Here is a 24,142-nt window from a genome sequence, read left to right as displayed (position 1 = left end):
TACGCTGAAGAACGCCTTTGGCAGACGTTCTGGCTGGCGGATGTAGCGCAAGACGACAGAACCCCGGATGCCTCCGGAGATGTCATGTGGCCTGCGACGACAGATCTTCCGCATCTCGGCACCTCCCTCGCTCTCACCGATGGAGGCCTTGAAACGACGTTGGTCTTCCTCGAGGGGATGGACCTGTCGTGTTTCGCGGCGTTTCCGCTGCTTCTCGACGTGGCCGGGCGCGACAAGCTCGACAGTTACTTCCGGCGCTATCTTGAAATCGCCGAGCAACATGGCTTGAGCTTCGTGCTGGACACGCCGACATGGCGGGCCAATCCCGACTGGGGCGAGAAGCTCGGTTATTCCCGCACGGCGCTCACCGACATCAACCGTCGCGCCGTAGCCCATGCACAAGCGCTGCGGACGCCCTACGTCGCCCGCGGCATGACGGTTCCGGTGAATGGCGTGGTCGGCCCGCGCGGCGACGGCTACCGCCCCGACATGATGATGACGCCGGTCGAGGCCGCGGACTATCACGGCGACCAGGTCATCGCGTTCCGCGACGCGGGCGCCAACGTGGTCAGCGCCGTGACCATGAACTACCCTGAGGAAGCGGTCGGCATTGCCTGCGCCGCCATGGGTGTTGGCCTGCCGTCGGTGATTTCTTTCACCGTCGAGACCGACGGGCGATTGCCGTCGGGCGAAAGCTTGCGGGCAGCGATCGAAACCGTCGACGACGAGACAGACGGCGCCCCCGCCTACTTCATGATCAACTGTGCCCATCCCAGCCATTTCGACAGCGTGCTGGCGGAAGGCGGCGAGTGGATCCACCGCATCGGCGGCGTGCGGGCGAACGCATCGACAAAGAGCCATGCCGAGCTTGACGCGGCGACCGAGCTGGACCCGGGCGACCCTGCCGATCTTGCCCGCCGCTATCGCGCCATGCGCAACCGCTTCGGCCACATCAAGGTTCTTGGCGGCTGCTGTGGCACCGACCACCGCCATATCGCAGCCATCTGCGAAGCCTGCCTTTGAAGCCCTGGGCTAGCCTTCGAGTTCCTCGCGCAGCATCTCCAGCTCGAACCATTCTTCCTCGAGCGCGGTCAGCGTCGCGCGCTCCTTGTCGAGGGCAGCGATGGTCTTCTGGAAGCCGTGCGGGTCGCGTTCATAAAAGGCCGGGTCGGCAATCTGGTTTTCCAGCCGCGAAATCGACGCGGTCACTGCTTCCATCTTCTTGGGCAGGCTTTCAAGCGCGAATTTCTGCTTGAACGACAGCTTCTTCGACGCGGCCTTGGGCGCCTCCGGCTCGCTGCGGCCAGCGGACGCTTGGCCGTTGGCCGCCTTGCGCGATTTCCGGTCGTCGAGCTTGGTGCCGCCGCGCTGGGCCAGCATGTCGGCATAACCACCGGCATACTCGATCCAGCGACCTTCGCCGTCGGGCGCGATGATGCTGGTCACCGTGCGGTCGAGGAAGTCGCGGTCGTGGCTGACGAGGATGACGGTGCCGGCAAAACCGGCGACCAGTTCCTGCAACAGCTCCAGCGTCTCCATGTCGAGATCGTTTGTCGGTTCGTCGAGCACCAGGAGATTGGCCGGGCGCGCCAGAACGCGTGCCAGGATCAACCGGGCGCGCTCGCCGCCAGAGAGTTCGCGCACCGGCGTGCGCGCCTGCTCGGGCTTGAACAGGAAGTCCTTCATGTAGGAAACGACGTGGCGCTGCTCGCCATTGATGACGAGGTTTTCGCCGCGCCCGTCGGTCAGATAGCTCGACAGCGTCTCATGCGGATCGACAGCCTCGCGCTTCTGGTCGAGCGTCGCGATCTCGAGATTGACGCCAAGCCGGATCGTGCCGGCGTCGGGCTCAAGTTCGCCGGTCAGCATCTTGAGCAAGGTCGTCTTGCCGGCACCATTGGGACCGACGAGGCCGACACGGTCGCCACGCTGGATACGGGTGGAGAACCCCTTGACCACCTCAAGATCGCCGAAGGCCTTGTCGATGTTCTTGGCCTCGATGATCAGCTTGCCGGATTCGGCCGCCTCGCTCGCCACCATCGTCGCCACGCCCTCGGCACCGCGGTGGCCACGGAAGCGCTGGCGCATCGTCTGCAACTCGCCGAGCCGGCGCATGTTGCGCTTGCGCCGCGCCGTCACGCCATAGCGCAGCCAGTGTTCCTCGCGCACGATCTGGCGGCCGAGCTTGTGCTGGTCGCGCTCTTCTTCCTCGAGGATCTGGTCGCGCCATTCCTCGAAATGGGCAAAGCCGCGATCGAGCCGGCGCGTCTGGCCGCGATCGAGCCAGACCGTATTGCGGCTGACGCGTTCGAGAAAACGCCTGTCATGCGAAATGACGATCAGCGCCGACGAGGTGCGGATCAGCTCTTCTTCCAGCCATTCGATGACGGCAAGGTCGAGATGGTTGGTAGGCTCGTCGAGCAGCATGATGTCAGGCTCGGGTGCCATGACGCGGGCAAGGGCTGCGCGCCGCGCCTCGCCGCCCGACAGGTCGGCCGGCGATTCTTCGCCGGTGAGGCCGAGATGGTCGAGCAGATAGGTGGCGCGATGCGGATCGTCGGCAGGCCCGAGCCCGGCTTCGACATAGGCGCGCACCGAGGCAAAACCGTCCATGTCGGGCATCTGCGGCAGGTAACGGATCGTCGCCGAAGGCTGGCGGAACACCTCGCCATCCTGCGGTTCGATCATGCCGGCGGCGATCTTGAGCAACGTCGACTTGCCGGAGCCGTTGCGCCCGACAAGCGCGATCTTGTCGCCCACCGCGGCCGTCAATGCGGCGCCATCGAGCAGCGGCTGGCCGCCAAAAGTCAGACGGATGCCGTCGAGATTGAGAAGCGGTGGCGCCATGTTTCAGAAATCCGAGGCAGGAAAGGGATGAGCGAGAAGCAGCGCGCGACCGCTGCCGAGCGAAATCCGCAATGAACCCCGCACTTCGTTGGACAGTGTCAGCGACGAGCCGAAAGGCACATTCACGCTGTTAAGCGGCCATTTAGCGCCCTCTTCGGAAAGCCCGGTGAGTTCGGAAAAGGCGAGCACGGAAAACAGCATGCCGTCGTCATAGTCGAAGGATGCCGTGCCCGGCAGAAGCGGCAGCGCCTCCTGGCGCCCGCTGGTCAGCACCACTTCGGTGCCGGCCTCGGCCAGCCTGAGCGCCAGCGCCAGATGCAGGAAGGCATGGTCGGCGCGCGGGCCGCCAAAGGCGCCGACCAGCACAAGCGACGTCGCACCGAGGCCAAGCGCGGCAGCGATGGCCAATTCGCCGTCGGTTCTGTCCTTTTCGGCCGGAAAGGTTTCGCGCGGCAACCCAGTGAAGCGCGGATCGAGATCGACTGGTACGGAATCGAAGTCGCCGAGCCACAGCTCCGGCATCAGCCCGAGCGTGGCGGCATGGCGAATGCCGGCATCGGCCGCGATCACGCGACTGCCCGCGACCTGACGATCGATGCGCGGGGTGCGGAAAAGCTCGCCGCCAAGAAGTATGGTGAACCGGGTCATGGCATGCGCATTACCAGTCCGGCAGCCGAAACGGAAGGCCGCGAGATGGTCGGTGGCCGGCAAACTACTGCTTGCGCGGGCTGCGCCACGGCCCTATTTGTTGAGCCGCTCTAACGGGGTGCCGATCGCGCAATTGCGTGCCGGCTGAGAGGCACAGGGAACCGTCCCGGCCAACCCGCTGAACCTGATCCGGTTTGTACCGGCGGAGGGATTAGATGCTTCGGACGCCCGGCGCTTCAAATTCCCTTTCAACACCCATGAAGGAGGCGCCGATGCGCTCGCTCGTCCTGTCCCTGACATCCGCCCTGGCGCTTGCCGCGGTTGCTTTCCCGGCCGCAGCCGAAGGCCAGCTGACCGTCTACACCTATGAAAGCTTCACCTCGGAATGGGGTCCCGGCCCGCAGGTCAAGAAGGCCTTCGAGGCCGAATGCGCCTGCACCGTCGATTTCGTCTCCGTGGCTGACGGCGTGGCCCTGCTCAACCGCGTCAAGCTCGAGGGCGCTTCGACCAAGGCCGACATCGTGCTTGGCCTCGACACCAACCTGACCGCCGAGGCCAAGGCGACCGGCCTGTTTGCACCACACGCCGCCATTGGCGACGACGTCAAGGTGCCGGGCGACTGGAAGGACGACACCTTCGTGCCCTACGACTACGGCTACTTCGCCGTCGTCTACGACACCGAGAAGCTGAAGAACCCGCCCAAGAGCCTGAAGGAACTGGTCGAGGGCGATCCCGAGCAGAAGATCGCGATCCAGGATCCGCGCACCTCGACTCCGGGCCTCGGCCTGCTGTTGTGGGTCAAGTCGGTCTATGGCGACAAGGCGCCGGAAGCCTGGGCCAAGCTCAAGGGCCGCGTTTTGACCGTGACGCCGGGCTGGAGCGAGGCCTATGGCCTGTTCACCAAGGGCGAGGCGCCGATGGTGCTGTCCTACACCACCTCGCCGGCCTACCACATGGTGGCGGACAAGTCGGAGCGCTACCAGGCGGCATCCTTCGAGGAAGGCCACTACCTGCAGATCGAGGTCGCCGGCATCACCACCACAGGCGCCAAGAACCCGCTGGCCGAGAAGTTCATGGCCTTCATGACCAGCCCCGGCTTCCAGGACGTTGTGCCCGAGACCAACTGGATGCTGCCGGCCGGCAAGACCGACAAGCCGCTCAACCCGGCCTTCGACAGGCTGGTGAAGCCGGCCAAGACGCTGCTGTTCAGCGCCGACGAGGTGGCTGCCAACCGCAAGGCCTGGGTCGACGAGTGGCTCGGCGTGATGAGCAAGTAAGGCAATATCTGAGGTGACTGCCCTGCCCCTCATCCGCCTGCCGGCACCTTCTCCCCGTGAACGGGGAGAAGGGACAAGCGGCAACGCCGGCGCCTCCCTCTCCCCGTTCACGGGGAGAGGGTAAGGGTGAGGGGCAGCGCAACCTTGGCCAGATCCAGCACCGAGCCCCGCATCACCGCCGGTATCCTCGCGCTCGCCGCCATCGCCGTGCTGATCGGCGGGGCGTTTGCCGGGCTTGGCATCGAGGCCGCGCGCAACCCGCAAGGAGCCGCTGCGGCCTTCGACGGTTATCTCTTCCGCGTCGCCCGCTTCACGCTGTGGCAGGCATTGCTGTCGACGCTGCTTTCGGTCGCACCTGCCATCTTCGTCGCCCGCGCTCTGTCGCGGCATCCGCAATTTCCCGGCCGTGGGCTGATCCTGCGCCTGTTCGCCATCCCCCTCGCATTGCCGGCGATCGTCGCAGCCCTTGGAATCCTGTCGCTCTACGGCCGCGCTGGCTATTTCGCCGAACCGCTGACGGCACTGACCGGCGGGACCTGGCCTGGCATCTACGGCCTGTCGGGCATCCTGGTCGCCCATGTCTTCTTCAACCTGCCCTTGGCGACGCGGCTGATGCTGGAGGCACTGCAGACAGTCCCGGCCGACCAGTGGCGGCTGGCGAGCCAGCTCGGCATGGGTGCACGGTCGAGCTTCCGCCTGATCGAATGGCCGGCGCTACAGGCAGCCCTGCCCGGCATATCAGGGCTGGTGTTCATGCTGTGCATCACCTCCTTCACCATCGTCCTGACGCTCGGTGGCGGACCGGCAGCGACGACGCTGGAGGTGGCGATCTACCAGGCGCTGCGTTTCGATTTCGATCCCGCGCGCGCGGTCGCTTTGACCCTGTTGCAGATCGCCCTCACCGCCGTCGTGGTCCTGGTGCTGATGCGGCTCGGCGCCAACACCACGGGAGACGCCAACCTGCCGGTGGCGCAGCGCAGCTACATCAGGGCAAAGGCCGGCGAACGGACGCTCAACGTCGCCGTCATCCTGGTAGCCCTTGCCTTCGTCGGCGGCCCGATGCTGGCGACTCTCGTCTCGGGGCTCGAAGCCGATCTCGGCCGGCTGGCAAGCGAAGCGTCGGTACAACTGGCGACGCTGACCAGCATCGTTCTGGCCACGCTGTCGGCGACGCTCGCCGCCATGCTCGCTTTGTCCCTTGTCATGGCGCGAAGGGCACTGGCCGGCAGCAGGCCAGGCGGCGCGAGGAAGTTGCTCGAGCGCTTCACCGACACAGGCGCCGGCTTCGTGCTGGTGGTACCGCCGATCGTCATCGGCGCCGGCTGGTTCGTGCTGGTGCGGCAGTCGGTCGACGTCTTTGCGCTGGCACCATTCATGGTCGTCACCGTCAACGCCGTCATGGCAATGCCGTTTGCCGTCCGCGCCGTCCGTCCCGCCTATGATGCGGCCAGCGAACGCCACGAGCGGCTTTGCGGCCAGCTCGGCATATCAGGCTGGAACCGGCTGCGGCTGATCGATTGGCCGGTACTCAGGCGTCCGCTGGCCACGGCATTCGCCTTTGCCATGGCGCTGTCGCTCGGCGACCTCGGCGTCATCGCGCTGTTTGGCAGCGACGCGGTGCAGACCTTGCCCTACCTTCTGCTCGCCCGCATGGGCAGCTACCGCACCGATGACGCGGCGGGCCTTGCGCTGATGCTCGGCCTGTTGTGCCTGGCTCTGACGATGCTCGCCGACCGCCTCGGCAGGGAGACTTCGAAATGACCTCGACCAGTGCGGCGGTGCGCCTCGACCAGGTGGTGTTCAGCTACAGCGACACCATGGTGCGCTTCGACGTGACATTTGCGCCGGGCGAGATCACCGCCATCATGGGGCCAAGCGGTGCCGGCAAGTCGACCTTGCTCAACCTCGTTGCCGGTTTCGAGACCCCGCGCGAAGGACGGGTGCTGATCGGCGACATGGACGTGACAATGGCACCGCCAGCCGACCGGCCGGTGTCGATGGTGTTTCAGGAAAACAACCTTTTTGCCCATCTCGACATCGAAAAGAACGTCGGTCTCGGCCGCTCGCCGGCGCTGCGTCTGAGCGCTGCGGACAGGCAGGACGTGGCCGCGGCATTGGCCCGCGTCGGCCTTGCCGGCATGGAAAGGCGCCTGCCACGCGAATTGTCCGGCGGCGAACGCCAGCGCGTGGCGCTGGCCCGTGTGTTGGTGCGCGACCGGCCGATTCTCCTGCTGGATGAACCCTTTGCCTCGCTTGGACCAGCATTGCGCGACGATATGCTGGATCTTGTGGCAAGCGTTCATGCAGAACGCAGGATGACCGTGCTTTTCGTGACACACCAACCCGAAGATGCCCGCAAACTGACCGAAAACATGGTTTTCGTCGAGGCTGGCGCTGTAGCAGCAACAGGAAAGACTGCGGATTTCTTTACGAATTCTGGACCTGAAGCGTTCAGACACTATATCGGCAGTGAACGGTGATGGCACGATCACGCCGCGTTGCCCGGAAGCGGACATAATTTACAGCCAAATCGCCATATTGGCGGCGACGGCCTTATTGTGTCGGCAAGCTGAGTGTGGCTACGTCCAAACGGCGTGGGCCGCCTTCTGCTTCGCCCGCCGACGAAGGAATTTGAAAGGACGCGAGCTCTGCCCACCTGCCGCGACGGACTGATCGAGACGACAACGCCCCGCTATGCGCGACTGCTGGTCGCCGTGGCGCTGTCGGCGCTTGTCGCCGGTTGCCAGGTGCTCAACCCCTCCGACGTTCGCGAGTCCGGCTTCCAGCCATCGAACAATCCGGTGACCGTCGACAACGTCACGCGCAACGACAAGCTCGCCGAAATCGCCAAGGCGCAGCATCCGCGCATCCTGGCGACCTATGGCGGCGAATACTCCGATCCCAAGCTGGAGCGCATGGTCGCCAAGGTTGTCGGCAGCCTGACCACGGTGTCGAGCAACCCGAACCAGACCTACCGTATCACCATCCTCAATTCGCCCAACGTCAACGCCTTTGCGCTGCCGGGCGGCTATCTCTATGTCACGCGTGGACTCCTGGCGCTGGCCAACGACTCTGCAGAACTGGCGGCCGTCATCTCGCACGAGATGGGCCACGTCACCGCCAACCACGGCATCCAGCGCCAGCAGAAGGAAGCCGAGGAAGTGCTGGCGACCAAGGTCGTCACCGACGTGCTCGGCGAAAGCCCGACGGCCAAGGCAGCACTGATCCGCGGCAAGCTCCGGCTCGCCCAATTCTCGCGCAACCAGGAACTGGAAGCCGACGGCATCGGCATCAAGATGAGCGGCCAGGCCGGCTACGACCCGTTTGCCGCCGGCCGTTTCCTGCAGTCAATGGCCGCCTATTCCGACCTGCGCGCAGTCAGCGGTGCGACCGATGCGAGTCTCGACTTCCTGGCCAGCCACCCCAACGCGCCGCAGCGCATCGATCTGGCCCAGCGCCACGCCCGCCAGTTCGGCGCGCCCGGCATCGGCAAGCGCGACCGCGATTCCTTCCTTGCCGGCATCGACGGGCTGCTGTTCGGCGACACGCCCGACGAGGGTTACGTGCGCGGGACAACCTTCCTGCACCCCAAGCTCGGCATCTCGTTTGCCGTGCCGCAGGGCTTCATCATCGACAACACCGCGGCCGCCGTCACCGCGACGGGCCCTGACAACACCGCCATCCGTTTCGATGGCGTGGCCATCGACGCCAAGCTGCCGCTGGCCGACTATGTCAAAAGCGGCTGGGTCGCCGGCCTTGACCCGTCAAGCGTGCGTTCGGAAACGATCAACGGCAACGAGGCCGCCTTCGCCCGCGCCAATGCCGAGGGTTGGCAGTTCGACATCGTGGTCATCCGCAACGGCGCGCAGGTCTACCGCCTGCTGACGGCGGCACCGACTGCCAGCACCACGCTCGACGCCATCGCGCGTTCGGTCAGCTCCAGCTTCCGGGTCATGACGGCGGCGGAAAAGGCGGCCCTCAAGCCGCTGCGCATCCGCGTCATCACCGTTCAGCCGGGCCAGAACATGGGTTCGCTCGCCGCCAGCATGGTTGGCGTCGACCGCAAGCTCGATCTGTTCAGGGTGTTGAATGCGCTGGCGCCGGGCGCTTCGATATCGGCCGGTGACAAGGTCAAGGTCGTCACCGACCGGTAGTCAGACCGGCAGGAATGCCGAGTTCTGTCGCTCCAAAGCCGATTTCAGCTTCTCCATCGCGCGGGTCTCGATCTGGCGTACCCGTTCCTTGGAAATGCCGAGCGACGTGCCAAGCTCTTCGAGCGTCGCGCCCTCCTCGGTCAACCGGCGTTCCTCGATGATCTGCAACTCGCGCGCGTTGAGCACACCAAGCGCGTCGTGCAGCCAGCTCGAACGCCGCTCGATGTCGATCGCATCGCCGACCAGCTCATCCGGCAATGGATCATTCGACACCAGAAGGTCCATGCGTTCGCCAGAATCGCCATCGTCGCTGAGCGGCGCATTGAGCGAGGCATCGGGCACGGAAAGGCGCATGTCCATCATCGCGACGTCGGCTTCCGACACGCCAAGCGCAATCGAGATTTCCTGATAGGCAGCGGCACCGCCAAGCGGACCTCCACCCTGGGCAAGGCGGGCGCGCATGCGGCGCAGGTTGAAAAACAGCGACTTCTGCGCCGAGCTCGTACCGCCCCTGACGATCGACCAATTGCGCAGGATGTAATCCTGCATTGAAGCCCGGATCCACCAGGTGGCATAGGTCGAGAACCGGACCTCGCGTTGGGGATCGAAACGCGCCGCCGCCTCGAGAAGCCCGACATGGCCTTCCTGGATGAGGTCGCCCATTGGCAGGCCGTAGCGCCTGAACTTGACCGCCATGGCGATGACGAGGCGCATATGGGCCGTGGTGATGCGGTTGAGCGCGTCCTGGTCGTGCCGCTCTTTCCAGCGTATCGCCAGCTCCAGTTCTTCGCCGCGCTCCAGATAGGGTGCGCGCGACGCCGCCCTCAGCATCATCTGCTCGCCGGCCAGGCCTGCCCGATCCATATACATGCTGCGCCCCTTGTCTTGAGAGCAGCAGGGCGCGCTTCGCAATTGTGATGCTGCCCCGCAGGGCCAGTAACGCGCGATGTCGGCGAATGTTCCGGCGTGGCGAGGCGACACTGTTTCTGTGAGATTCAGATTCCAGTATTACGCCATATTTGAAATTTCATTCCTTATGTTCGAGAGCAGCATCTGACAGATTGCCGTCAATCACAACTTTCCCGGCCTTGGTGGCCGGCACAAAATCGGGATCACATAAAATGAAGTGGTTTAAATCGCTGGCCGTTGCCGCAACGATCCAGCTCGCCGCCGTCGCCGCCGGCCACGCCGGTGAAAATCTTAATGAGATCAAGGCCGCCGGCGTCTTCAAGATCGGCACCGAAGGCACCTACGCGCCCTTCACCTACCACGATGCCTCGGGCGCGCTGGTCGGCTTCGACGTCGAGATCGGCAAGGAAATCGCCAAGCGCCTCGGCGTCAAGGCAGAGTTCCTCGAAGGCAAATGGGACGGCCTGATCGCCGGCATCGATGCCAAGCGCTACGACGCGGTCATCAATCAGGTCGGCATCACCGAAGCGCGCAAGGCCAAATACGACTTCTCCGACCCCTACATCGCTTCGAAGGCGGTGCTGATCGTCAGCGGCAAGAACGAAGAGATCAAGGGCTTTGCCGACCTCAAGGGCAAGAAGTCGGCCCAGTCGCTGACCAGCAATTTCGGCAAGATCGCCGAAGCCAATGGCGCTGAGCTCGTCGGCACCGACGGCTTCGACCAGTCGATCCAGCTGGTGCTCAACGGCCGCGCCGACGCCACCATCAATAACTCGCTGTCGTTCTTCGACTTCAAGAAGCACAAGCCCGACGCCGACGTGAAGATCGTTGCCGAAGAGGCCAAAGCCGATTTCTCCGGCGTGATCGTGCGCAAGGGCGAGCCCGAACTGGTCGAGGCGATCAACAAGGCGCTGGCCGAGATCAAGGCCGACGGCACCTACAAGAAGATCTCCGAGGCCTATTTCGGCGCCGACGTCTCGCAATAACGGCATTGTCCTTCAGGCGGTGGCGAGCGTGGCTTCCGCCTGACAGGCACGCATTTTCCACCTCTCATTTTTTCCCATGAACTTGCCCGGAAAATCTGCGATTTTCCGGGCAAGTTGTTTATGCGGATAGAGCGTCCTTTGCGCGTCCGACCAGACGCGCAGCGCTCTATTGTGGAGAAGGGACATTCATCTTGCCACATTGGCTGCAATTGATGCTGGAGTCGCTCGGGCCCTTGTTGTGGGCCGCGCTCGTCTTCACGGCACCGCTGACGCTGCTCTCCTTTGCCTTCGGCCTGACCGTCGGGCTGGGTGCCGCACTCGCCCGCCTGTTCGGTCCAGGGTGGCTGTCGGCAATCGTCCGCTTCTACGTCTGGATCGTCCGCGGCACGCCGCTTCTGGTGCAGTTGTTCCTGATCTTCTACGGTCTGCCCAGTGTCGGCATCGTGCTCGACGCTTTCCCGGCCGCGCTGATCGGCTTCACCCTCAATGTCGGGGCCTATTCCTCCGAGATCATCCGCGCCGCCATAAGTTCGGTTGCCAAGGGGCAGTGGGAGGCCGCTTATTCGATCGGCATGACGTGGTCGCAAGCAATGCGCCGGACGATCCTGCCGCAGGCAGCGCGCGTCGCTGTGCCGCCGCTGTCCAACACCTTCATCTCGCTGGTCAAGGACACTTCGCTGGCCGCCGCCATCACCGTGCCGGAGATGTTTCAGGCCGCGCAACGCATCGTCGCCACCACCTACGAGCCGCTGATCCTCTATGTCGAGGCCGCCATACTCTATCTCGCAATGAGTTCGGTGCTGTCGTCGCTGCAGGTCAAGCTCGAAAAGCGGCTCAACCGTTATGGCGGCTTCCTGGAGGCGCGGACATGATCGGGCTTTCCCACATCGTCAAGCAGTTCGGCGACAACACCGTGCTCAAGGACGTTTCGGTCGAGATCAGGGAAGGCAGCGTCACCGCTCTCGTCGGACCTTCCGGCGGCGGCAAGAGCACGCTTTTGCGCTGCATCAACCTGCTGGAAATCCCGACCTCGGGCACGGTGCGCATCGGCGACGACACGCTTGAGTTCCGCCCTGGCCATCGAGTAACCGCCAAGGCGATCCAGCAGCTACGGCGCCAGACCGGCATGGTGTTCCAGAACTTCCAGTTGTTTCCGCATCGCACGGCGATCGAAAACGTCATGGAAGGCCTGGTGACCGTGCTCAAGTGGCCGGAGGCCAAGGCGCGCGAACGCGCGCTGGCGCTGCTCGAAAAGGTCGGCATGGCGCACAAGGTCGATGCCTGGCCGGCAACGCTCTCAGGCGGGCAGCAGCAGCGCGTGGCCATCGCACGCGCACTGGCACCATCACCAAAGGTGCTTTTGTGCGACGAACCGACCTCGGCGCTTGACCCCGAACTCGCCCAGGAAGTGGTCGACGTGCTCGGCCAGCTGGCGCGCGAGGGCACGACCATGGTGATCGCGACGCACGACCTGCGTCTGGCTTCCAAGATCGCCCACGAAGTGGTTTTCCTGGAAGCGGGATCGGTGGTCGAAAAAGGCCCGGCGAGCGATGTGTTCGGCAAGCCGACGCACGAGCGCACCAAGCGCTTCATCGCCACGATCACGCATCGGCATCAACACGGCCAGGGTGGCGAAGGCTAGGTCCGTCGTCGATCGCGCCAAGCAAGTGTCAGAAAGAGATTTCGGCTGCCGGGCGGACATCAACCACAGCATCGCCGGCACCAAAACCGTCGAGCGTTTCATTGTGGTGGGCGATGATGTCGCCATGGGCAAGATTTGCCGAATCGGCGGTCGTATGGCCGTCGGCGACGAGCGTGACATCGTAGCCGAGAGATACGGCGCGACGCACAGTCGTGTCGACGCAATACTGGGTCATGCAGCCGCCGACGACCAGGTGCGAGATACCCAGTTCCCCGAGGCGGGCGCCCAGTTCCGTCTCATGAAACGCGTCCGAGCTCTTCTTGCGAACAAGAATATCACCGCTCTGCGGTGCTAGCTCCGGCCGGACTTCCCAGCCTTCGGTCCCAACCGCCAGCCGGTGACCTTCGGGGCCGTCGTGCTGGATGACGACAACCGGAACGCCTGCCGAGCGCGCCTTGTCTTGGAGGTCGCGTAGTCTGCCCGCCGTATTTTCGAGCGCAGCCTCCAGCAGCAGCTGCCGTTCAGGCGTCCCCTTGCCCTTGAGGATCGCCTTCTGCACGTCGATGATAAGAAGCGCCTTGCTCATCTGCTGTTTGTCCTAAAGCGGTCATGTTTGGCCTCCGATACAGCAAAACCGATCGCCTCCAAAACAAAACCGCCGATGGGCGAGGGTCCAGACGTGCCGGCATCTCATCCAATGAGAGGCTTCAGCATCTAATGAAAGCAAGTCATTTCGGGGCAGTAGGACACCAGCACCCTTTGAGGGTCTGCTTGGACACACGGCGCTTCGCTCCACAAACAAAAAACCCGGCCATTGGCCGGGTTTTTCATAATGGAACTGAAATGCCGGATCAGGCAGCTTCTTCCTGCTCTGCTTCGGCTTCTTCATTGTCGGCCTTGGCGCCGCGCTTCGGACCCTTGTTGAGGTTGGTCTCGATGAGACGGACAGCCTCGGTCTCCGACAAGCGGTTCACGGCTGCCAGCTCGCGTGCCATGCGGTCGAGTGCTGCTTCATAAAGCTGGCGCTCGGAATAGGACTGCTCGGGCTGATTGTCGGCGCGGTAGAGGTCGCGCACGACTTCCGCGATCGAAATCAGGTCGCCGGAATTGATCTTCGCGTCGTATTCCTGCGCGCGGCGCGACCACATGGTGCGCTTGACGCGGGCACGGCCCTGCACGACCTTCAATGCACGCTCGACATAGTCGGTCTCGGAAAGCTTGCGCATGCCAATGGAGGTCGCCTTGGCGACCGGCACCTTGAGGCGCATCTTGTCTTTCTGGAAATCGATCACGAACAGTTCGAGCTTGTGTCCCGCCACTTCCTGCTCGTCGATCGATACGATCTGACCGACACCATGCGCCGGATAGACAATATACTCGCCGGTCTTGAAACCGTGACGTGCTGCGGATTTCTTCTGCGGGATGGAAGTTGCCATACGCCCTGAACTCCTTCTTGTGACACCGGCCCGCCGAGGCCGGTTGATCGGGACAGTCGCAAAACGCGACCTTCTGCCGCACGACAATCGACCCCCAATCGGAAGAGCCTTGGACCGGCAAACCGCAAATGTTGCGACTGCCGGGCCCAGATTACTCTGGTCCGGGTTAGGGTTGTCACCTTTCAGTGAGTTAGGCTATGCGCCATAGATCGACGGTGTGTCATCGGCATGTTGGGCTAGCTCTAACACAAAAAGTCGGAAGAATCAAGATTTTGCTGCATACGCGAACATCCTGCCGCGTCAAGAGTCGACAACGGCACTCAATCCAACGATCTAGCGCCTTTTGAGGCGCGCAACCCTCAATTGCCTTCGCCAGGCTCGGCCGAAAAGTACTTCTCGAACTTACCCTCGACGCCGTCGAATTCCTTGGCGTCGGCGGGCGCGTCCTTCTTGGCCGTGATATTGGGCCATTTTTCGGCATATTCGGTGTTGATCTGCAGCCATTTGTCGAGGCCGGACTCGGTGTCCGGCTTGATCGCGTCGGCCGGGCATTCCGGTTCGCAGACGCCACAGTCGATGCACTCGTCGGGGTGAATGACGAGCATATTCTCGCCTTCATAGAAGCAGTCGACCGGACAAACCTCGATGCAATCCATGTATTTGCATTTGATGCAATTGTCGGTGACGACGTAGGTCATGAGGCAGGCTCCGGGACTTCCCGTATTTTTGTATCTTTGTCGGTGAGGTAGCCCCTTTGAAGGGCTGTTGCAAGGGCGGCCATTCCGCGCAGAAGCCAGTTGGCGGAACGTAATTCTCAACATGGTCGCCCAGCTTTAAAAAGCTTTGCGTCACTCGCTGCGCAGGCGGTCGGTGGCGCGCCGATCCTTCTTGGTCGGACGGCCGCTGCCGGCCTCGCGCAGCGGCGGCCTGGCGTCGGGCGGCGCCTGGTCCTTGGGCGTAGGCGCCGGCGAAATGTCTTCGTAGAGCTTGCGCGCCTCTTCGGCGGGCCCACGGCGCTCACCAGGCAGCAGAACCCTATAGACCAGGATGCGGCGGTCGAGCGTGATCGTCAGCACATCGCCCGACTTGACGATGTCGGAGGCCTGGCCGAGCTTCTGGCCGTTGCACCTGACGCCGCCCGACTGTGCGAGCTTGGCGCCAAGCGAACGCGACTTGACCGCGCGCGAGAAGAACAGCCACTTGTCGATGCGCTGTCTTCCCTCGCCGGCCAAGGCGTTTACTTCTTGAGCTGGTCGCGCAGCGCGGCGAGCTTGGCGAAGGGCGAATCGGGATCGACACGCACCGGACGCTCTTCGCGCGGCTTTGGCTGGAAGGTCGGCTTGCCCTTGAAGCCGCCGCGATCGCCGCCATGCTTTTCGCCCTGCGGGCGCTCGCCACGGCCACGGTTGTCTGGACGTCCGCCCTCGCCCTGCGGCTTGCCGCCGGGCTTGCGATCGAACCGCGGACGGCCGTTTTCGCGGGCTTCGCCACCTTCGCGTCCGCCATTGCGGTTGCCCTCGCCCTGACGGGCGGCGGGAGCGCCGGCAGCCCCAGTTGCACGCTGATCGCGCTGGCCGCCACGCGGGCGGTTGTCCTGGCGATGACGTGGACGCTGTTCGAAGCGGCCCTGGCGCCACAACAGGATCGGCTTGGGTTCTTCCGCGGCTTCGGATGCAACGGCTTCCACCGGAGCGTCGGCGACAGGAGCTTCAACGACAACCGCAGCGGGGTCCGGTTCGGACGCTGCTTCAGGCTCGGCTTCGACCACCGGCTCAGCTGCGGCCTCGGCCACAGCTTCCGCAATGGCCTCGACCTGCTCGACAGCCAGCTCAGCTGCCTGCTCCACCGGTTCGCTCTCGGGCGCCTGCTCGGCGACCTCGGGAGCAGCTTGCTCGCTGGCCTCGGCCGTCTCGATGAAGGGTTCGGCGGAGACTTCTTCGGTGCTGGCCACAGCCTCGGCAGCTGCGGCGGCCTTCGCGGCAACAGCCTGCGCCACGGCTTCACGGGCGGCCGTATCGATGGTCTCGAGCTTGACCTTGACCTCGGCAGCGGGCTTCGGCTCGGCGCGGTAGCCGAGACCCTTGAGGATCTCTTCCATGTCGTCGCCGGTGGCACCGAGGATCGACATCATCTGCGGCGTGACAATGAACGCGCTGCCGTCATAGGCACCGTCGGGACGCGCGCCGACACCTTGCTTCCAGGCAAGGGCCGGGCGGATCAGGTCGGCGAGGCGCTCCAGGATGTCGACACGCACGGCGCGGCGGCCGAGATTGCGGAAGCCGGCGAGCTTGTAGAAGCTCTTGTCGAAGGCCTGGTCGATGACGACGGAGGTGCGTCCGGCGGCGAGCGCATGGACGACATCGCCAAAGCCCGGCTTGTCCTTGCCATCATTCTTGATCGCCCAAAGCAACGTCACCAGCCCTGCTGGCGCCGGCTTGATCAGTGCGGGCACGAAGACATGGTAGGCGCCAAAACGCACGCCGAGACGACGCAGCGCGGCACGGCCTTCCTGGTCGAGCGACTTCACCTCCTCAGTGATGTCGCGGCGATTGATCAGGCCGAAATTCTCGACCAGCTGGAAGGCGATGCCACGGCCGATGCCGGAAAGCTGTTCGGCAGCCTTGAGATCGACAAGCGGCTTGAGCAGCGACTCGACCTGGAAATTGACGAATCGGTCGGCGCGCGCCGCGACCTTGTCACGAGCCGGGCCGGTCAGTTGTTCGTCGGCGAGCAGCACGACGCGCGGCTTGAGCGCGTCTTCGCCTTCGACCAGCGTACCGATCGGCGCACCGATCCAGCGCAGCACGCCATCCGAGCCAAGCGCGATGTCGCCATTGGGCGACGCCGAGAAACGTTCGGCGCGGGAATCGAATTCGGCGGCGAGCGCCTTCTGGGCTGCCGTGCGCACGGCCTTGGCGTCTTCTCCACCAGCACTTTGGTCGGCGGTGAAACGGAACCCTTGCAGTTCGCCGACGTGATGACCCTCGACGAGGACAGTTCCGGACGGGCTTATTTCGGCTTCAAGCATAGTGTTTTCTCTAAGGCGGCGCATGAGGACGGAAGTCCTGCGGTCTACAAAGCGTTTCGTCAACCGCTCATGCAGTGCATCCGACAATCTGTCTTCGATGTTTCGCGTTTTTTCTTGCCAGTGTGCCGGATCGGCAAGCCAGCCAGGGCGGTTTGAGACAAAAGTCCAGGTCCGGATCTGCGCGATCCGGTGTGAAAGCGTGTCGATGTCGCCTTCGGTGGAATCGGCGCGGCGCACCTGTTCGGCCATGTAGTTTTCGTCGACATGGCCACGCCGGGCGAGATCGTCATACATCGAGGCGATGAGGTCGGCGTGCTGGGCCGGTGCGATCCGGCGGTAGTCGGGCAGCGCGCAGGTCTCCCACAAAAGCGCGACGCGCTCGCGGTTGGTAGCGAGCGAGACGATGTTTTCGTCGCGCGAAAGATGCTCGAGCGCCTGGGCATCGACCGCCGGCAGCGCACGGGTCAGGCCTTCGACGGGCGCCACGGTGTCGATCGAGCGCTTGAGCGTGTCGAGGCTGGCGAAGTCGAAGGTGGCGGTGCGCCACTGCAGCACCTTTACCGGCTCGAAATCATGCCCCTCGATCTTCTCGATCAGTTCTTCTTCGAATGGGTCGACCTGGCCGGTGACGCCGAAGGTACCGTCACGCAGATGGCGCCCGGCGCGGCCGGCGATCTGGCCAAGCTCGGCGGCGGTCAGCTGGCGATACTGGTAGCCGTCGAACTTGCGGTTCTGGGCGAAGGCGACATGGTCGACATCGAGGTTGAGCCCCATGCCGATGGCGTCGGTGGCAATCAGATAGTCGACGTCGCCCGACTGGTAGAGCTCGACCTGGGCATTGCGGGTGCGCGGCGAAAGCGCGCCAAGCACGACAGCCGCCCCACCTTGCTGGCGACGGATCAGCTCGGCGATGCCATAGACCTCGTCGGCCGAGAAGGCGACGATGGCCGAGCGGCGCGGCAGCCTAGTCAGCTTCTTGGAACCGGCATAGGCAAGATGCGACAGGCGCGGCCGGGTGACCACTGAAACACCCTTCAGAAGCTTCTGCAGGATGCCGTGCATGGTGGCAGCACCAAGCAGCAGCGTTTCCTGCCTGCCACGCAGGTGCAGGATGCGGTCGGTGAAGATATGGCCGCGCTCGAGATCGCCGGCGAGCTGAACCTCGTCGATGGCAACGAAGGCGGCGTCGGTCTGGCGCGGCATCGCCTCGACGGTGCAGACAGAATATTTCGCCCCGGCCGGGAGGATCTTTTCCTCGCCGGTCACCAGCGCCACCTTGTGGGCGCCGACCTTCTCGCACAGCCGGCCATAGACCTCGCGGGCAAGCAGCCGCAATGGCAGCCCGATGATCCCGCTTTCGTGCGCGACCATGCGCTCGATGGCGAGGTGGGTCTTGCCTGTATTGGTCGGACCCAGAACCGCTGTGACATCGCGGCCTGACAGGATCAGGGGGTCGTTCTGCTTGGAGTGGACATTCATTCTAAGGAACCGCCCTCGGCGCCGGGCCCACCCGGCGTTGCGCCGCCTGTCGCGACGACTGGACACATAGGGATTTGTAGGCCGAAGCGAAAGCAGAATGTTCCAGAGTTAAGAGTTGGAACGAGTCTGGAACGAATCAGCGACGAATCACTGACTCCGGCAGATTCAGGTTTTGTTCACCCCAACATATAGATTTTGCACTGGCAAGCCGCACCACATGCAGATTCTCTAAAGTGGCCCGTTTCATGCTTCCACACCCTGCCGTTAACCTTTGCCGGCCAAGCGCCGGAACATCTCGGCGGCCTCGGCGCAAAATAATGATTTTGTTGATGTTTCCTAGCGTCGGGTTAAGAGTCGGCCCCACCGCAGCCCGCGCTTTGTTAAGATTTGAACCAAATGCGGAACGAACAGGCGACGAATCACTGATAGGACAAGTTTCCTGATTTGTTCACCGCTAGATGTTGTGTCCTGACCTACTCCTCCACCGATTATCCACCGGGGAGTCACAGGCTTGTCCACAATCGGCTCATCGGCGCATTAACCTTTGCGTGCCATGGCGGCACACACGGCTTGAGCGCAAAATATCTGTGATTGCATTACCTTAACGGAACCACACCCGTTGTGTGCAACAACAAGGCATGTCTCCATTCCCCAGGTGAGTCGGCACGGCGCCCCTATGCGGGCCTCCGGAAAAGCGGCGTTCCGGGCAGGCGCACGACATCTGGAGGGAAAATCATGACCAAACGTCTATTCGCCGAGTTTCTCGGCACATTCTGGCTCGTCTTTGGCGGTTGCGGCAGTGCCGTGCTTGCGGCCGCGTTTCCCGAACTCGGTATCGGCTTTGCCGGTGTCGCGCTGGCATTCGGCCTCACCGTGCTGACCATGGCCTATGCTGTCGGCGGCATATCAGGCGGCCATTTCAACCCCGCGGTCTCGGTCGGCCTGATGATGGCCGGGCGCTTCGAAGCCAAGAACCTGGTGCCTTATGTCATCGCCCAGGTGGTCGGTGCGATTGTCGCCTCGACGGTGCTTTACCTCATCGTCAGCGGCAAGGCTGACTTTGCCGGCATCGGCGGCTTCGCCACCAACGGCTATGGCGACGCTTCGCCGGGCAAGTATGGCCTGACCTCGGCGCTGATCATCGAAGTCGTTTTGACCTTCATGTTCCTGATGATCATCCTCGGCTCGACCCATGGCCGTGTCCCGGCCGGCTTCGCGCCGATTGCCATCGGCCTCGCCCTGACGCTGATCCACCTGATCTCGATCCCGGTGACCAACACTTCGGTCAACCCGGCCCGTTCGACCGGCCCGGCGCTGTTTGTCGGCGGCGTCGCCCTGCAGCAGCTCTGGCTGTTCTGGGTTGCCCCGATCGTCGGCGCGGCGATCGCCGGCATCGTCCACAAGGCGATGTTCGAAAAGGACTGAGCCCTCGCCAGCCAGACGTGAAAACGGCGCCTTTCGGCGCCGTTTTTTGTTCCAGGTCAGCAGGCAAGCCTGTCAGACGAAATACTGTCCGCCATTGGCCGACAGCGTCGCACCGGTAATGAAACCCGACTGCTCCGACGCCAGGAACACCACGCAACGCGCGATCTCCTCCGGCTCGCCGAGACGCCCGACCGGGATCTGCGCAATGATCGATTCGCGCACCTTCTCGGGAACCGCCATCACCATTTCGGTGGCGATATAGCCCGGGCAGATGACGTTGACGGTGATGCCCGCCCGCGCGCCTTCCTGGGCCAGCGCCTTGGTGAAGCCGATGTCGCCGGCCTTGGAAGCCGAGTAGTTGGCCTGGCCGGCCTGGCCCTTCTGGCCGTTGATCGAGGAGATGGTGACGATTCGGCCGAACTTGCGGTCGCGCATGCCGCCCCACAGCGGATGGGTCATGTTGAAGGCACCGTTCAAATTGGTGTCGATGACTTCCTTCCACTGCTCGCGCGTCATCTTGTGGAACATCGAGTCGCGCGTGATGCCGGCATTGTTGACCAGCACCGAAACCGGGCCGAGGTCTGCTTCGACCTGCTTGATGCCGGCTTCGCAGGCGTCGTAGTCGGCGACCGACCATTTGTAGACCGGGATGCCGGTCTCGGCCTTGAACTTCTGCGCAGCTTCGTCGTTGCCGGCATAATTGGCAGCAACCGAGTAGCCCGCCTCCTTCAGGGCGATCGAAATAGCAGCACCGATGCCGCGCGATCCTCCGGTAACCAGTGCAACCTTGCTCATGCGTTTCCCCTTTTCTGCTGCTTGATGGAATGCCCTTGCGACAGGCTTTTACGGCGCCGCGTCCGCAACGGACGCTGTAACACCCTGAATTGGCGCATGATCCTTGCCGAAAATCGACCCCGATTTTCGGGGCCATGCGCTAGTGACAAAAAGGGCGGCTCGGTGGCCGCCCTTTTTCTTTCGATTTACATCGCCTCGACACACATCGCGACGCCCATGCCGCCGCCGATGCACAGGGTCGCAAGACCCTTCTTGGCGCTGCGCCGCCGCATCTCGTAAACCAGCGTGTTGAAGACGCGCGCCCCGGAAGCGCCGACCGGATGGCCGATGGCGATGGCGCCGCCATTGACGTTGACGATCGCCGGATCCCAGCCCATGTCCTTGTTGACCGCGCAGGCCTGCGCGGCGAAAGCCTCGTTGGCCTCGACGAGGTCGAGATCGTTCACCGACCAGCCAGCCTTTTCGAGCGCCCGGCGCGAAGCCGGGATCGGGCCGGTGCCCATGATTTGCGGATCGACGCCGGCGGTTGCCCACGAAACGATACGGACCAGCGGAGTGAGGCCGCGACGCGCGGCCTCAGCCTCGGTCATCAAAACGACGGCGGCAGCACCATCATTGATGCCCGATGCGTTGCCGGCGGTGACAGTACCTTCCTTGTCAAAGGCTGGCCGCAGCTTGGCGAGTGAATCGAGCGTGGCGCCGTGGCGGATATATTCGTCCTGGTCGACGATGGTGTCGCCCTTCTTGCCCTTGATGGTGAACGGCACGATCTCGTCGGCAAAGCGGCCAGCCTTCTGTGCTGCCTCGGCCTTGTTTTGCGAGGCGACCGCGAACTGATCCTGCTCGTCGCGGGTCAGCTGCCACTGGCGCGCGACGTTCTCGGCGGTGTTGCCCATGTGATAGCCGTAGAAGGCGTCGGTCAGGCCGTCCTTGATCATCGTGTCGATCATCTTGAAGTCGCCCATCTTCACGCCGCCGCGCAGGTGCTGGCAGTGCGGCGCCATCGACATCGATTCCTGGCCGCCGGCGACGATGATCTTGGCGTCGCCCGTGGCGATCTGCTGCATGCCGATGGCGATGGTGCGCAGGCCCGAGCCGCAAAGCTGGTTGAGGCCCCAGGCAGTTGCCTCCTGCGGAACACCCGCAGCCATGGCCGCCTGGCGGGCCGGGTTCTGGCCGGCACCGGCGGCAAGGATCTGGCCAAGGATGACTTCGTCGACTTCCTTGGGATCTACACCGGCGCGTGCCAGCGCCTCGCGGACTGCGACGGCGCCGAGTTCATGTGCGGGCGTGTTGGCGAAGGCGCCGTTGAAAGAGCCGACCGGCGTGCGGGCGGCGCTGGCGACGACGATGGAGGACGAGGCGGACATGTTTCTCTCCAGACTTCGTGTGACGAATGGGTTATTGCGCGTCGAGGACGTTGGCGCTCATGACTTTTCTTGCCCGTTCCAGGACCCGAGTCGAACCGGAAAATCACCGGATTGCCAATGCTGCGCCCGCACTGCAGCAATGCTGCGCAGCATTTTTTTGCCGGCGTCGACCCGACTTGCCTTCTTGCAGTGCACAAACCACTTGGATTTGCGATTGCTTTGCGCTTATCCTCGTGGCCGGCGAAATGTTACCGGCTGCTTACACGGCATTCCGGTCTTCCGGGGGAGGATGCTGATGGCTGCTAAAGACACGCCGATCGTGATCAAGAAATACGCCAACCGCCGGCTCTACAATACCGGAACGAGTACTTACGTCACGCTCGAGGATCTGGCCGAAATGGTCAAGAAGGGCGAAGAGTTTACCGTTCAGGACGCCAAGACCGGCGAAGACATCACGCATCCGGTACTGACCCAGATCATCTTCGAACTGGAGAACAAGGACGGCCAGAACATGTTGCCGATCCCGTTCCTCAGGCAGCTGATCTCGTATTATGGCGACCAGATGCAGATGGTAGTGCCGAGCTTCCTCGAACAGTCGATGCTGGCCTTCTCCAAGGAGCATGAGCGCTTCCGCGAGCAGATGAAGTCGACCTTCGGCAAGGCGCCGATGGACATGATGAAGGGTGCCGCGCCGATGAAGGCGCTGGAAGAGCAGACGCGTCGCAACATGGAGCTGTTCCAGAACGCGATGCGCATGTTCACCCCCTTCCCGATGCCCGGTGCTGGTGCAGCCCCTGCCGAGCCGGCCAAGAAGGAAGCGCCCGAGAAGCCGGACGAGCTCAAGGAGCTCAAGGACCAGCTTGCCGCGATGCAGCGGAAAATCGATTCCATGGGGTGAGACGCGGTCGGCCAAAGGCCGACGGAAAGCCAACTGCTTGGCTTTCCGAGCGTCGAACGCCCTGAGCCATGCGAAGGGCCGGAGGACCTCTCCAATCCTGGAGTGAAGCGAAGCTCCAGTATCCGGGGTTACTGGAACAGCCCACCCCTCTCCCACCCATTCAGGTAAGGCAGTTTCAACCGGATGCAGGGTTTTGCCCGGCGTCCGGAGCGTGTTTGCTAGACGCCCATCACTATCATCAGGAGGAATAACCATGACCGAACTGACGCTGGCCAAGGCCAACGCCATCATCGACACCGCCTTTGCGCTTGGCGCCGAGCAGAAGTTCAAGCCGCTCGGCATAGCCGTGCTCGACGCCGGCGGCCATCTGCTTGCGTTCCAGCGCCAGGACGGATCGCCCTTCATCCGCGCCGAGGTGGCATCGGGCAAGGCCTATGGCGCGCTTGCCGTTGGCTCGAGCTCGCGCGCGCTCGGCGTTGCCGCTGTCGAGCGGCCGCATTTCTTCCAGGGACTTTCGGCGGTATCGGGCGGCAAGATCGTGCCGGTGCCAGGCGGCGTGCTGATCCGCAACAACAATGGCGACGTGCTCGGCGCCGTCGGCATTTCGGGCGACACATCAGACAATGACGAACTGGCAGCGATGGCCGGCATCGAATCGGCCGGCTTCGTCGCAAAGGTCTGATTGGCGAGCGCGTTCCTCTCGGGACGCGCTTCTACTCGCGACCGAAGGTGACGTCGCGACTGGCGGAGCGGAGCGAAACCGAAAACCCGGCCAAGACGTCCAGCAACGCGATCACCATCAAGGTGAAGAACACCGGGTGTGCGGCCCCGCGCACCAGAAGGAATTCGACCAGGAACGCGACGAAGACAAAGGTCGACAGCAGATGGTCGACCACGGACGCGTTGCTGGTCCGCGTCGATTTCACGATCTCGACAAACAGCAGCAGCAATCCGACAACCACGAGCAAATTGCCGAGCGTCAGTGTGAAGACGCCACCCGACATCATGTTGAGCGACAGGATCTCGCCGGACCACGGGTCGCCGTTCACGCCGGTACCGAACAAGCCGGCCAAGCCGACATTGAACAGGATGAAAGGGATGATCAGAAGGGGAATGCCCGCGAGCATGGACCGGTCTCCGCTTTACGCTGGCACCTTCTAGAATCCCCTGATGCCTGGGCGTCAAGTGAATTCAGCACCATGCGGACACGCAAAAAGAAAGGACCGGCTGGGCCGGTCCTTTCCCGAT

22 protein-coding genes, 1 pseudogene and 1 riboswitch are annotated in these 24,142 nt (G+C 63.4%); of the genes and pseudogenes, 11 read left to right on the top strand and 12 right to left on the bottom strand.

Translation table 11 applies throughout. From position 1 onward, the window contains the following. Positions 1-84 precede the first annotated feature (84 nt). Entirely contained in the window at positions 85-1,023 is a 939-nt protein-coding gene (locus tag ACHMW7_RS06880; protein ID WP_395449558.1) for a homocysteine S-methyltransferase family protein, read from the top strand. A gap of 9 nt (positions 1,024-1,032) precedes the next feature. On the opposite strand, the gene ACHMW7_RS06875 is transcribed toward ACHMW7_RS06880, so the two are convergent. Then, entirely contained in the window at positions 1,033-2,847 is a 1,815-nt protein-coding gene (locus ACHMW7_RS06875) for an ABC-F family ATP-binding cassette domain-containing protein (RefSeq protein ID WP_395449557.1), read from the bottom strand. 3 nt (positions 2,848-2,850) lie between these two features. After that, positions 2,851-3,495: a thiamine diphosphokinase gene (locus ACHMW7_RS06870; protein WP_395449556.1), complete on the bottom strand. Its 645-nt coding sequence runs from the start codon at positions 3,493-3,495 to the stop codon at positions 2,851-2,853. Positions 3,496-3,599: 104 nt separating this feature from the next. After that, a riboswitch (TPP riboswitch) is annotated at positions 3,600-3,723 on the top strand. 44 nt (positions 3,724-3,767) lie between these two features. Here ACHMW7_RS06870 and thiB point away from each other — a divergent pair. From thiB to ACHMW7_RS06850, 4 genes and pseudogenes are all read left to right on the top strand, one after another. Beyond that, the gene (thiB, locus tag ACHMW7_RS06865; RefSeq protein WP_395449555.1) at positions 3,768-4,772 is read left to right on the top strand and encodes a thiamine ABC transporter substrate binding subunit; all 1,005 of its coding nucleotides are present in this window, start codon (positions 3,768-3,770) and stop codon (positions 4,770-4,772) included. A 144-nt stretch (positions 4,773-4,916) separates the two neighbouring features. Further along, entirely contained in the window at positions 4,917-6,533 is a 1,617-nt protein-coding gene (gene thiP, locus ACHMW7_RS06860; protein ID WP_395449554.1) for a thiamine/thiamine pyrophosphate ABC transporter permease, read from the top strand. Continuing rightward, positions 6,530-7,290, top strand: a pseudogene (gene thiQ, locus ACHMW7_RS06855) (thiamine ABC transporter ATP-binding protein). Before thiP ends, thiQ begins: the two are co-directional and overlap by 4 nt. A gap of 184 nt (positions 7,291-7,474) precedes the next feature. Continuing rightward, the gene (locus ACHMW7_RS06850; RefSeq protein WP_395451280.1) at positions 7,475-8,926 is read left to right on the top strand and encodes a M48 family metalloprotease; all 1,452 of its coding nucleotides are present in this window, start codon (positions 7,475-7,477) and stop codon (positions 8,924-8,926) included. Here the strand turns inward: ACHMW7_RS06850 and ACHMW7_RS06845 are convergent, their stop codons facing one another. Continuing rightward, the gene (locus ACHMW7_RS06845; protein ID WP_395449553.1) at positions 8,927-9,796 is read right to left on the bottom strand and encodes an RNA polymerase factor sigma-32; all 870 of its coding nucleotides are present in this window, start codon (positions 9,794-9,796) and stop codon (positions 8,927-8,929) included. Between the two features lie 251 nt (positions 9,797-10,047). On the opposite strand from ACHMW7_RS06845, the gene ACHMW7_RS06840 reads away from it, so the two are divergent. Continuing rightward, positions 10,048-10,821, top strand: a complete 774-nt coding sequence (locus tag ACHMW7_RS06840; protein WP_395449552.1) for an amino acid ABC transporter substrate-binding protein — start codon at positions 10,048-10,050, stop codon at positions 10,819-10,821. Positions 10,822-10,833: 12 nt separating this feature from the next. On the opposite strand, the gene ACHMW7_RS06835 is transcribed toward ACHMW7_RS06840, so the two are convergent. Further along, a complete protein-coding gene (locus tag ACHMW7_RS06835; protein WP_395449551.1) occupies positions 10,834-11,007 on the bottom strand; it encodes a hypothetical protein in 174 nt (57 codons plus the stop codon). Positions 11,008-11,012: 5 nt separating this feature from the next. Here ACHMW7_RS06835 and ACHMW7_RS06830 point away from each other — a divergent pair, with 5 nt between their 5' ends. Continuing rightward, on the top strand, positions 11,013-11,693 hold the full coding sequence (locus tag ACHMW7_RS06830; protein WP_395449550.1) for an amino acid ABC transporter permease: 681 nt from the start codon (positions 11,013-11,015) through the stop codon (positions 11,691-11,693). Then, complete coding sequence (locus ACHMW7_RS06825) at positions 11,690-12,463, top strand: amino acid ABC transporter ATP-binding protein (RefSeq protein ID WP_395449549.1); 774 nt, start codon at positions 11,690-11,692, stop codon at positions 12,461-12,463. Before ACHMW7_RS06830 ends, ACHMW7_RS06825 begins: the two co-directional genes overlap by 4 nt. Positions 12,464-12,491: 28 nt before the next feature. Here ACHMW7_RS06825 and ACHMW7_RS06820 read toward each other — a convergent pair whose 3' ends face one another. The 5 genes from ACHMW7_RS06820 to ACHMW7_RS06800 form a co-directional block, all read right to left on the bottom strand. Next, positions 12,492-13,049, bottom strand: a complete 558-nt coding sequence (locus tag ACHMW7_RS06820) for a cysteine hydrolase family protein (protein ID WP_395449548.1) — start codon at positions 13,047-13,049, stop codon at positions 12,492-12,494. Between the two features lie 265 nt (positions 13,050-13,314). Next, positions 13,315-13,899 carry a CarD family transcriptional regulator gene (locus tag ACHMW7_RS06815; protein ID WP_395449547.1) on the bottom strand — a complete coding sequence of 195 codons (585 nt, stop codon included), beginning with the start codon at positions 13,897-13,899 and terminating at the stop codon, positions 13,315-13,317. A 359-nt stretch (positions 13,900-14,258) separates the two neighbouring features. Next, on the bottom strand, positions 14,259-14,597 hold the full coding sequence (gene fdxA / locus ACHMW7_RS06810; RefSeq protein ID WP_395449546.1) for a ferredoxin FdxA: 339 nt from the start codon (positions 14,595-14,597) through the stop codon (positions 14,259-14,261). Between the two features lie 150 nt (positions 14,598-14,747). After that, complete coding sequence (locus tag ACHMW7_RS06805) at positions 14,748-15,131, bottom strand: RNA-binding S4 domain-containing protein (RefSeq protein ID WP_395449545.1); 384 nt, start codon at positions 15,129-15,131, stop codon at positions 14,748-14,750. 5 nt (positions 15,132-15,136) lie between these two features. Next, positions 15,137-18,406: a helicase-related protein gene (locus tag ACHMW7_RS06800; protein WP_395449544.1), complete on the bottom strand. Its 3,270-nt coding sequence runs from the start codon at positions 18,404-18,406 to the stop codon at positions 15,137-15,139. A gap of 735 nt (positions 18,407-19,141) precedes the next feature. Between ACHMW7_RS06800 and aqpZ the strand changes: the two genes are divergently transcribed. Next, positions 19,142-19,831 carry an aquaporin Z gene (gene aqpZ, locus ACHMW7_RS06795; protein WP_395449543.1) on the top strand — a complete coding sequence of 230 codons (690 nt, stop codon included), beginning with the start codon at positions 19,142-19,144 and terminating at the stop codon, positions 19,829-19,831. Positions 19,832-19,903: 72 nt separating this feature from the next. Here aqpZ and ACHMW7_RS06790 read toward each other — a convergent pair whose 3' ends face one another. Next, complete coding sequence (locus ACHMW7_RS06790) at positions 19,904-20,626, bottom strand: beta-ketoacyl-ACP reductase (protein WP_395449542.1); 723 nt, start codon at positions 20,624-20,626, stop codon at positions 19,904-19,906. Between the two features lie 185 nt (positions 20,627-20,811). Next, complete coding sequence (locus ACHMW7_RS06785) at positions 20,812-21,996, bottom strand: acetyl-CoA C-acetyltransferase (protein WP_395449541.1); 1,185 nt, start codon at positions 21,994-21,996, stop codon at positions 20,812-20,814. A gap of 295 nt (positions 21,997-22,291) precedes the next feature. Here ACHMW7_RS06785 and phaR point away from each other — a divergent pair, with 295 nt between their 5' ends. Then, positions 22,292-22,894: a polyhydroxyalkanoate synthesis repressor PhaR gene (phaR, locus tag ACHMW7_RS06780; RefSeq protein ID WP_395449540.1), complete on the top strand. Its 603-nt coding sequence runs from the start codon at positions 22,292-22,294 to the stop codon at positions 22,892-22,894. A gap of 253 nt (positions 22,895-23,147) precedes the next feature. Further along, the gene (locus tag ACHMW7_RS06775) at positions 23,148-23,576 is read left to right on the top strand and encodes a heme-binding protein (protein WP_395449539.1); all 429 of its coding nucleotides are present in this window, start codon (positions 23,148-23,150) and stop codon (positions 23,574-23,576) included. A gap of 31 nt (positions 23,577-23,607) precedes the next feature. On the opposite strand, the gene ACHMW7_RS06770 is transcribed toward ACHMW7_RS06775, so the two are convergent. Continuing rightward, on the bottom strand, positions 23,608-24,021 hold the full coding sequence (locus ACHMW7_RS06770) for a hypothetical protein (RefSeq protein ID WP_395449538.1): 414 nt from the start codon (positions 24,019-24,021) through the stop codon (positions 23,608-23,610). Between the last annotated feature and the right edge of the window lie 121 nt (positions 24,022-24,142).

Source organism: Aminobacter sp. UC22_36 (genome assembly GCF_044056035.1).
Classification (GTDB): Bacteria; Pseudomonadota; Alphaproteobacteria; order Rhizobiales; family Rhizobiaceae; genus Aminobacter.
This window is presented reverse-complemented; position numbering and strand designations above follow the sequence as displayed.

Bases quoted from the DNA above. Each gene is read 5' to 3' on its own strand.
- ACHMW7_RS06880 (WP_395449558.1), top strand. From the start codon at position 85: ATGTGGCCTGCGACGACAGATCTTCCGCATCTCGGCACCTCCCTCGCT.
- ACHMW7_RS06875 (WP_395449557.1), bottom strand. From the start codon at position 2,847: ATGGCGCCACCGCTTCTCAATCTCGACGGCATCCGTCTGACTTTTGGC.
- ACHMW7_RS06870 (WP_395449556.1), bottom strand. From the start codon at position 3,495: ATGACCCGGTTCACCATACTTCTTGGCGGCGAGCTTTTCCGCACCCCG.
- thiB (WP_395449555.1), top strand. From the start codon at position 3,768: ATGCGCTCGCTCGTCCTGTCCCTGACATCCGCCCTGGCGCTTGCCGCG.
- ACHMW7_RS06845 (WP_395449553.1), bottom strand. From the start codon at position 9,796: ATGTATATGGATCGGGCAGGCCTGGCCGGCGAGCAGATGATGCTGAGG.
- ACHMW7_RS06840 (WP_395449552.1), top strand. From the start codon at position 10,048: ATGAAGTGGTTTAAATCGCTGGCCGTTGCCGCAACGATCCAGCTCGCC.
- ACHMW7_RS06835 (WP_395449551.1), bottom strand. From the start codon at position 11,007: ATGTCCCTTCTCCACAATAGAGCGCTGCGCGTCTGGTCGGACGCGCAA.
- ACHMW7_RS06825 (WP_395449549.1), top strand. From the start codon at position 11,690: ATGATCGGGCTTTCCCACATCGTCAAGCAGTTCGGCGACAACACCGTG.
- ACHMW7_RS06820 (WP_395449548.1), bottom strand. From the start codon at position 13,049: ATGAGCAAGGCGCTTCTTATCATCGACGTGCAGAAGGCGATCCTCAAG.
- ACHMW7_RS06815 (WP_395449547.1), bottom strand. From the start codon at position 13,899: ATGGCAACTTCCATCCCGCAGAAGAAATCCGCAGCACGTCACGGTTTC.
- fdxA (WP_395449546.1), bottom strand. From the start codon at position 14,597: ATGACCTACGTCGTCACCGACAATTGCATCAAATGCAAATACATGGAT.
- ACHMW7_RS06800 (WP_395449544.1), bottom strand. From the start codon at position 18,406: ATGAATGTCCACTCCAAGCAGAACGACCCCCTGATCCTGTCAGGCCGC.
- aqpZ (WP_395449543.1), top strand. From the start codon at position 19,142: ATGACCAAACGTCTATTCGCCGAGTTTCTCGGCACATTCTGGCTCGTC.
- ACHMW7_RS06790 (WP_395449542.1), bottom strand. From the start codon at position 20,626: ATGAGCAAGGTTGCACTGGTTACCGGAGGATCGCGCGGCATCGGTGCT.
- ACHMW7_RS06785 (WP_395449541.1), bottom strand. From the start codon at position 21,996: ATGTCCGCCTCGTCCTCCATCGTCGTCGCCAGCGCCGCCCGCACGCCG.
- phaR (WP_395449540.1), top strand. From the start codon at position 22,292: ATGGCTGCTAAAGACACGCCGATCGTGATCAAGAAATACGCCAACCGC.
- ACHMW7_RS06775 (WP_395449539.1), top strand. From the start codon at position 23,148: ATGACCGAACTGACGCTGGCCAAGGCCAACGCCATCATCGACACCGCC.
- ACHMW7_RS06770 (WP_395449538.1), bottom strand. From the start codon at position 24,021: ATGCTCGCGGGCATTCCCCTTCTGATCATCCCTTTCATCCTGTTCAAT.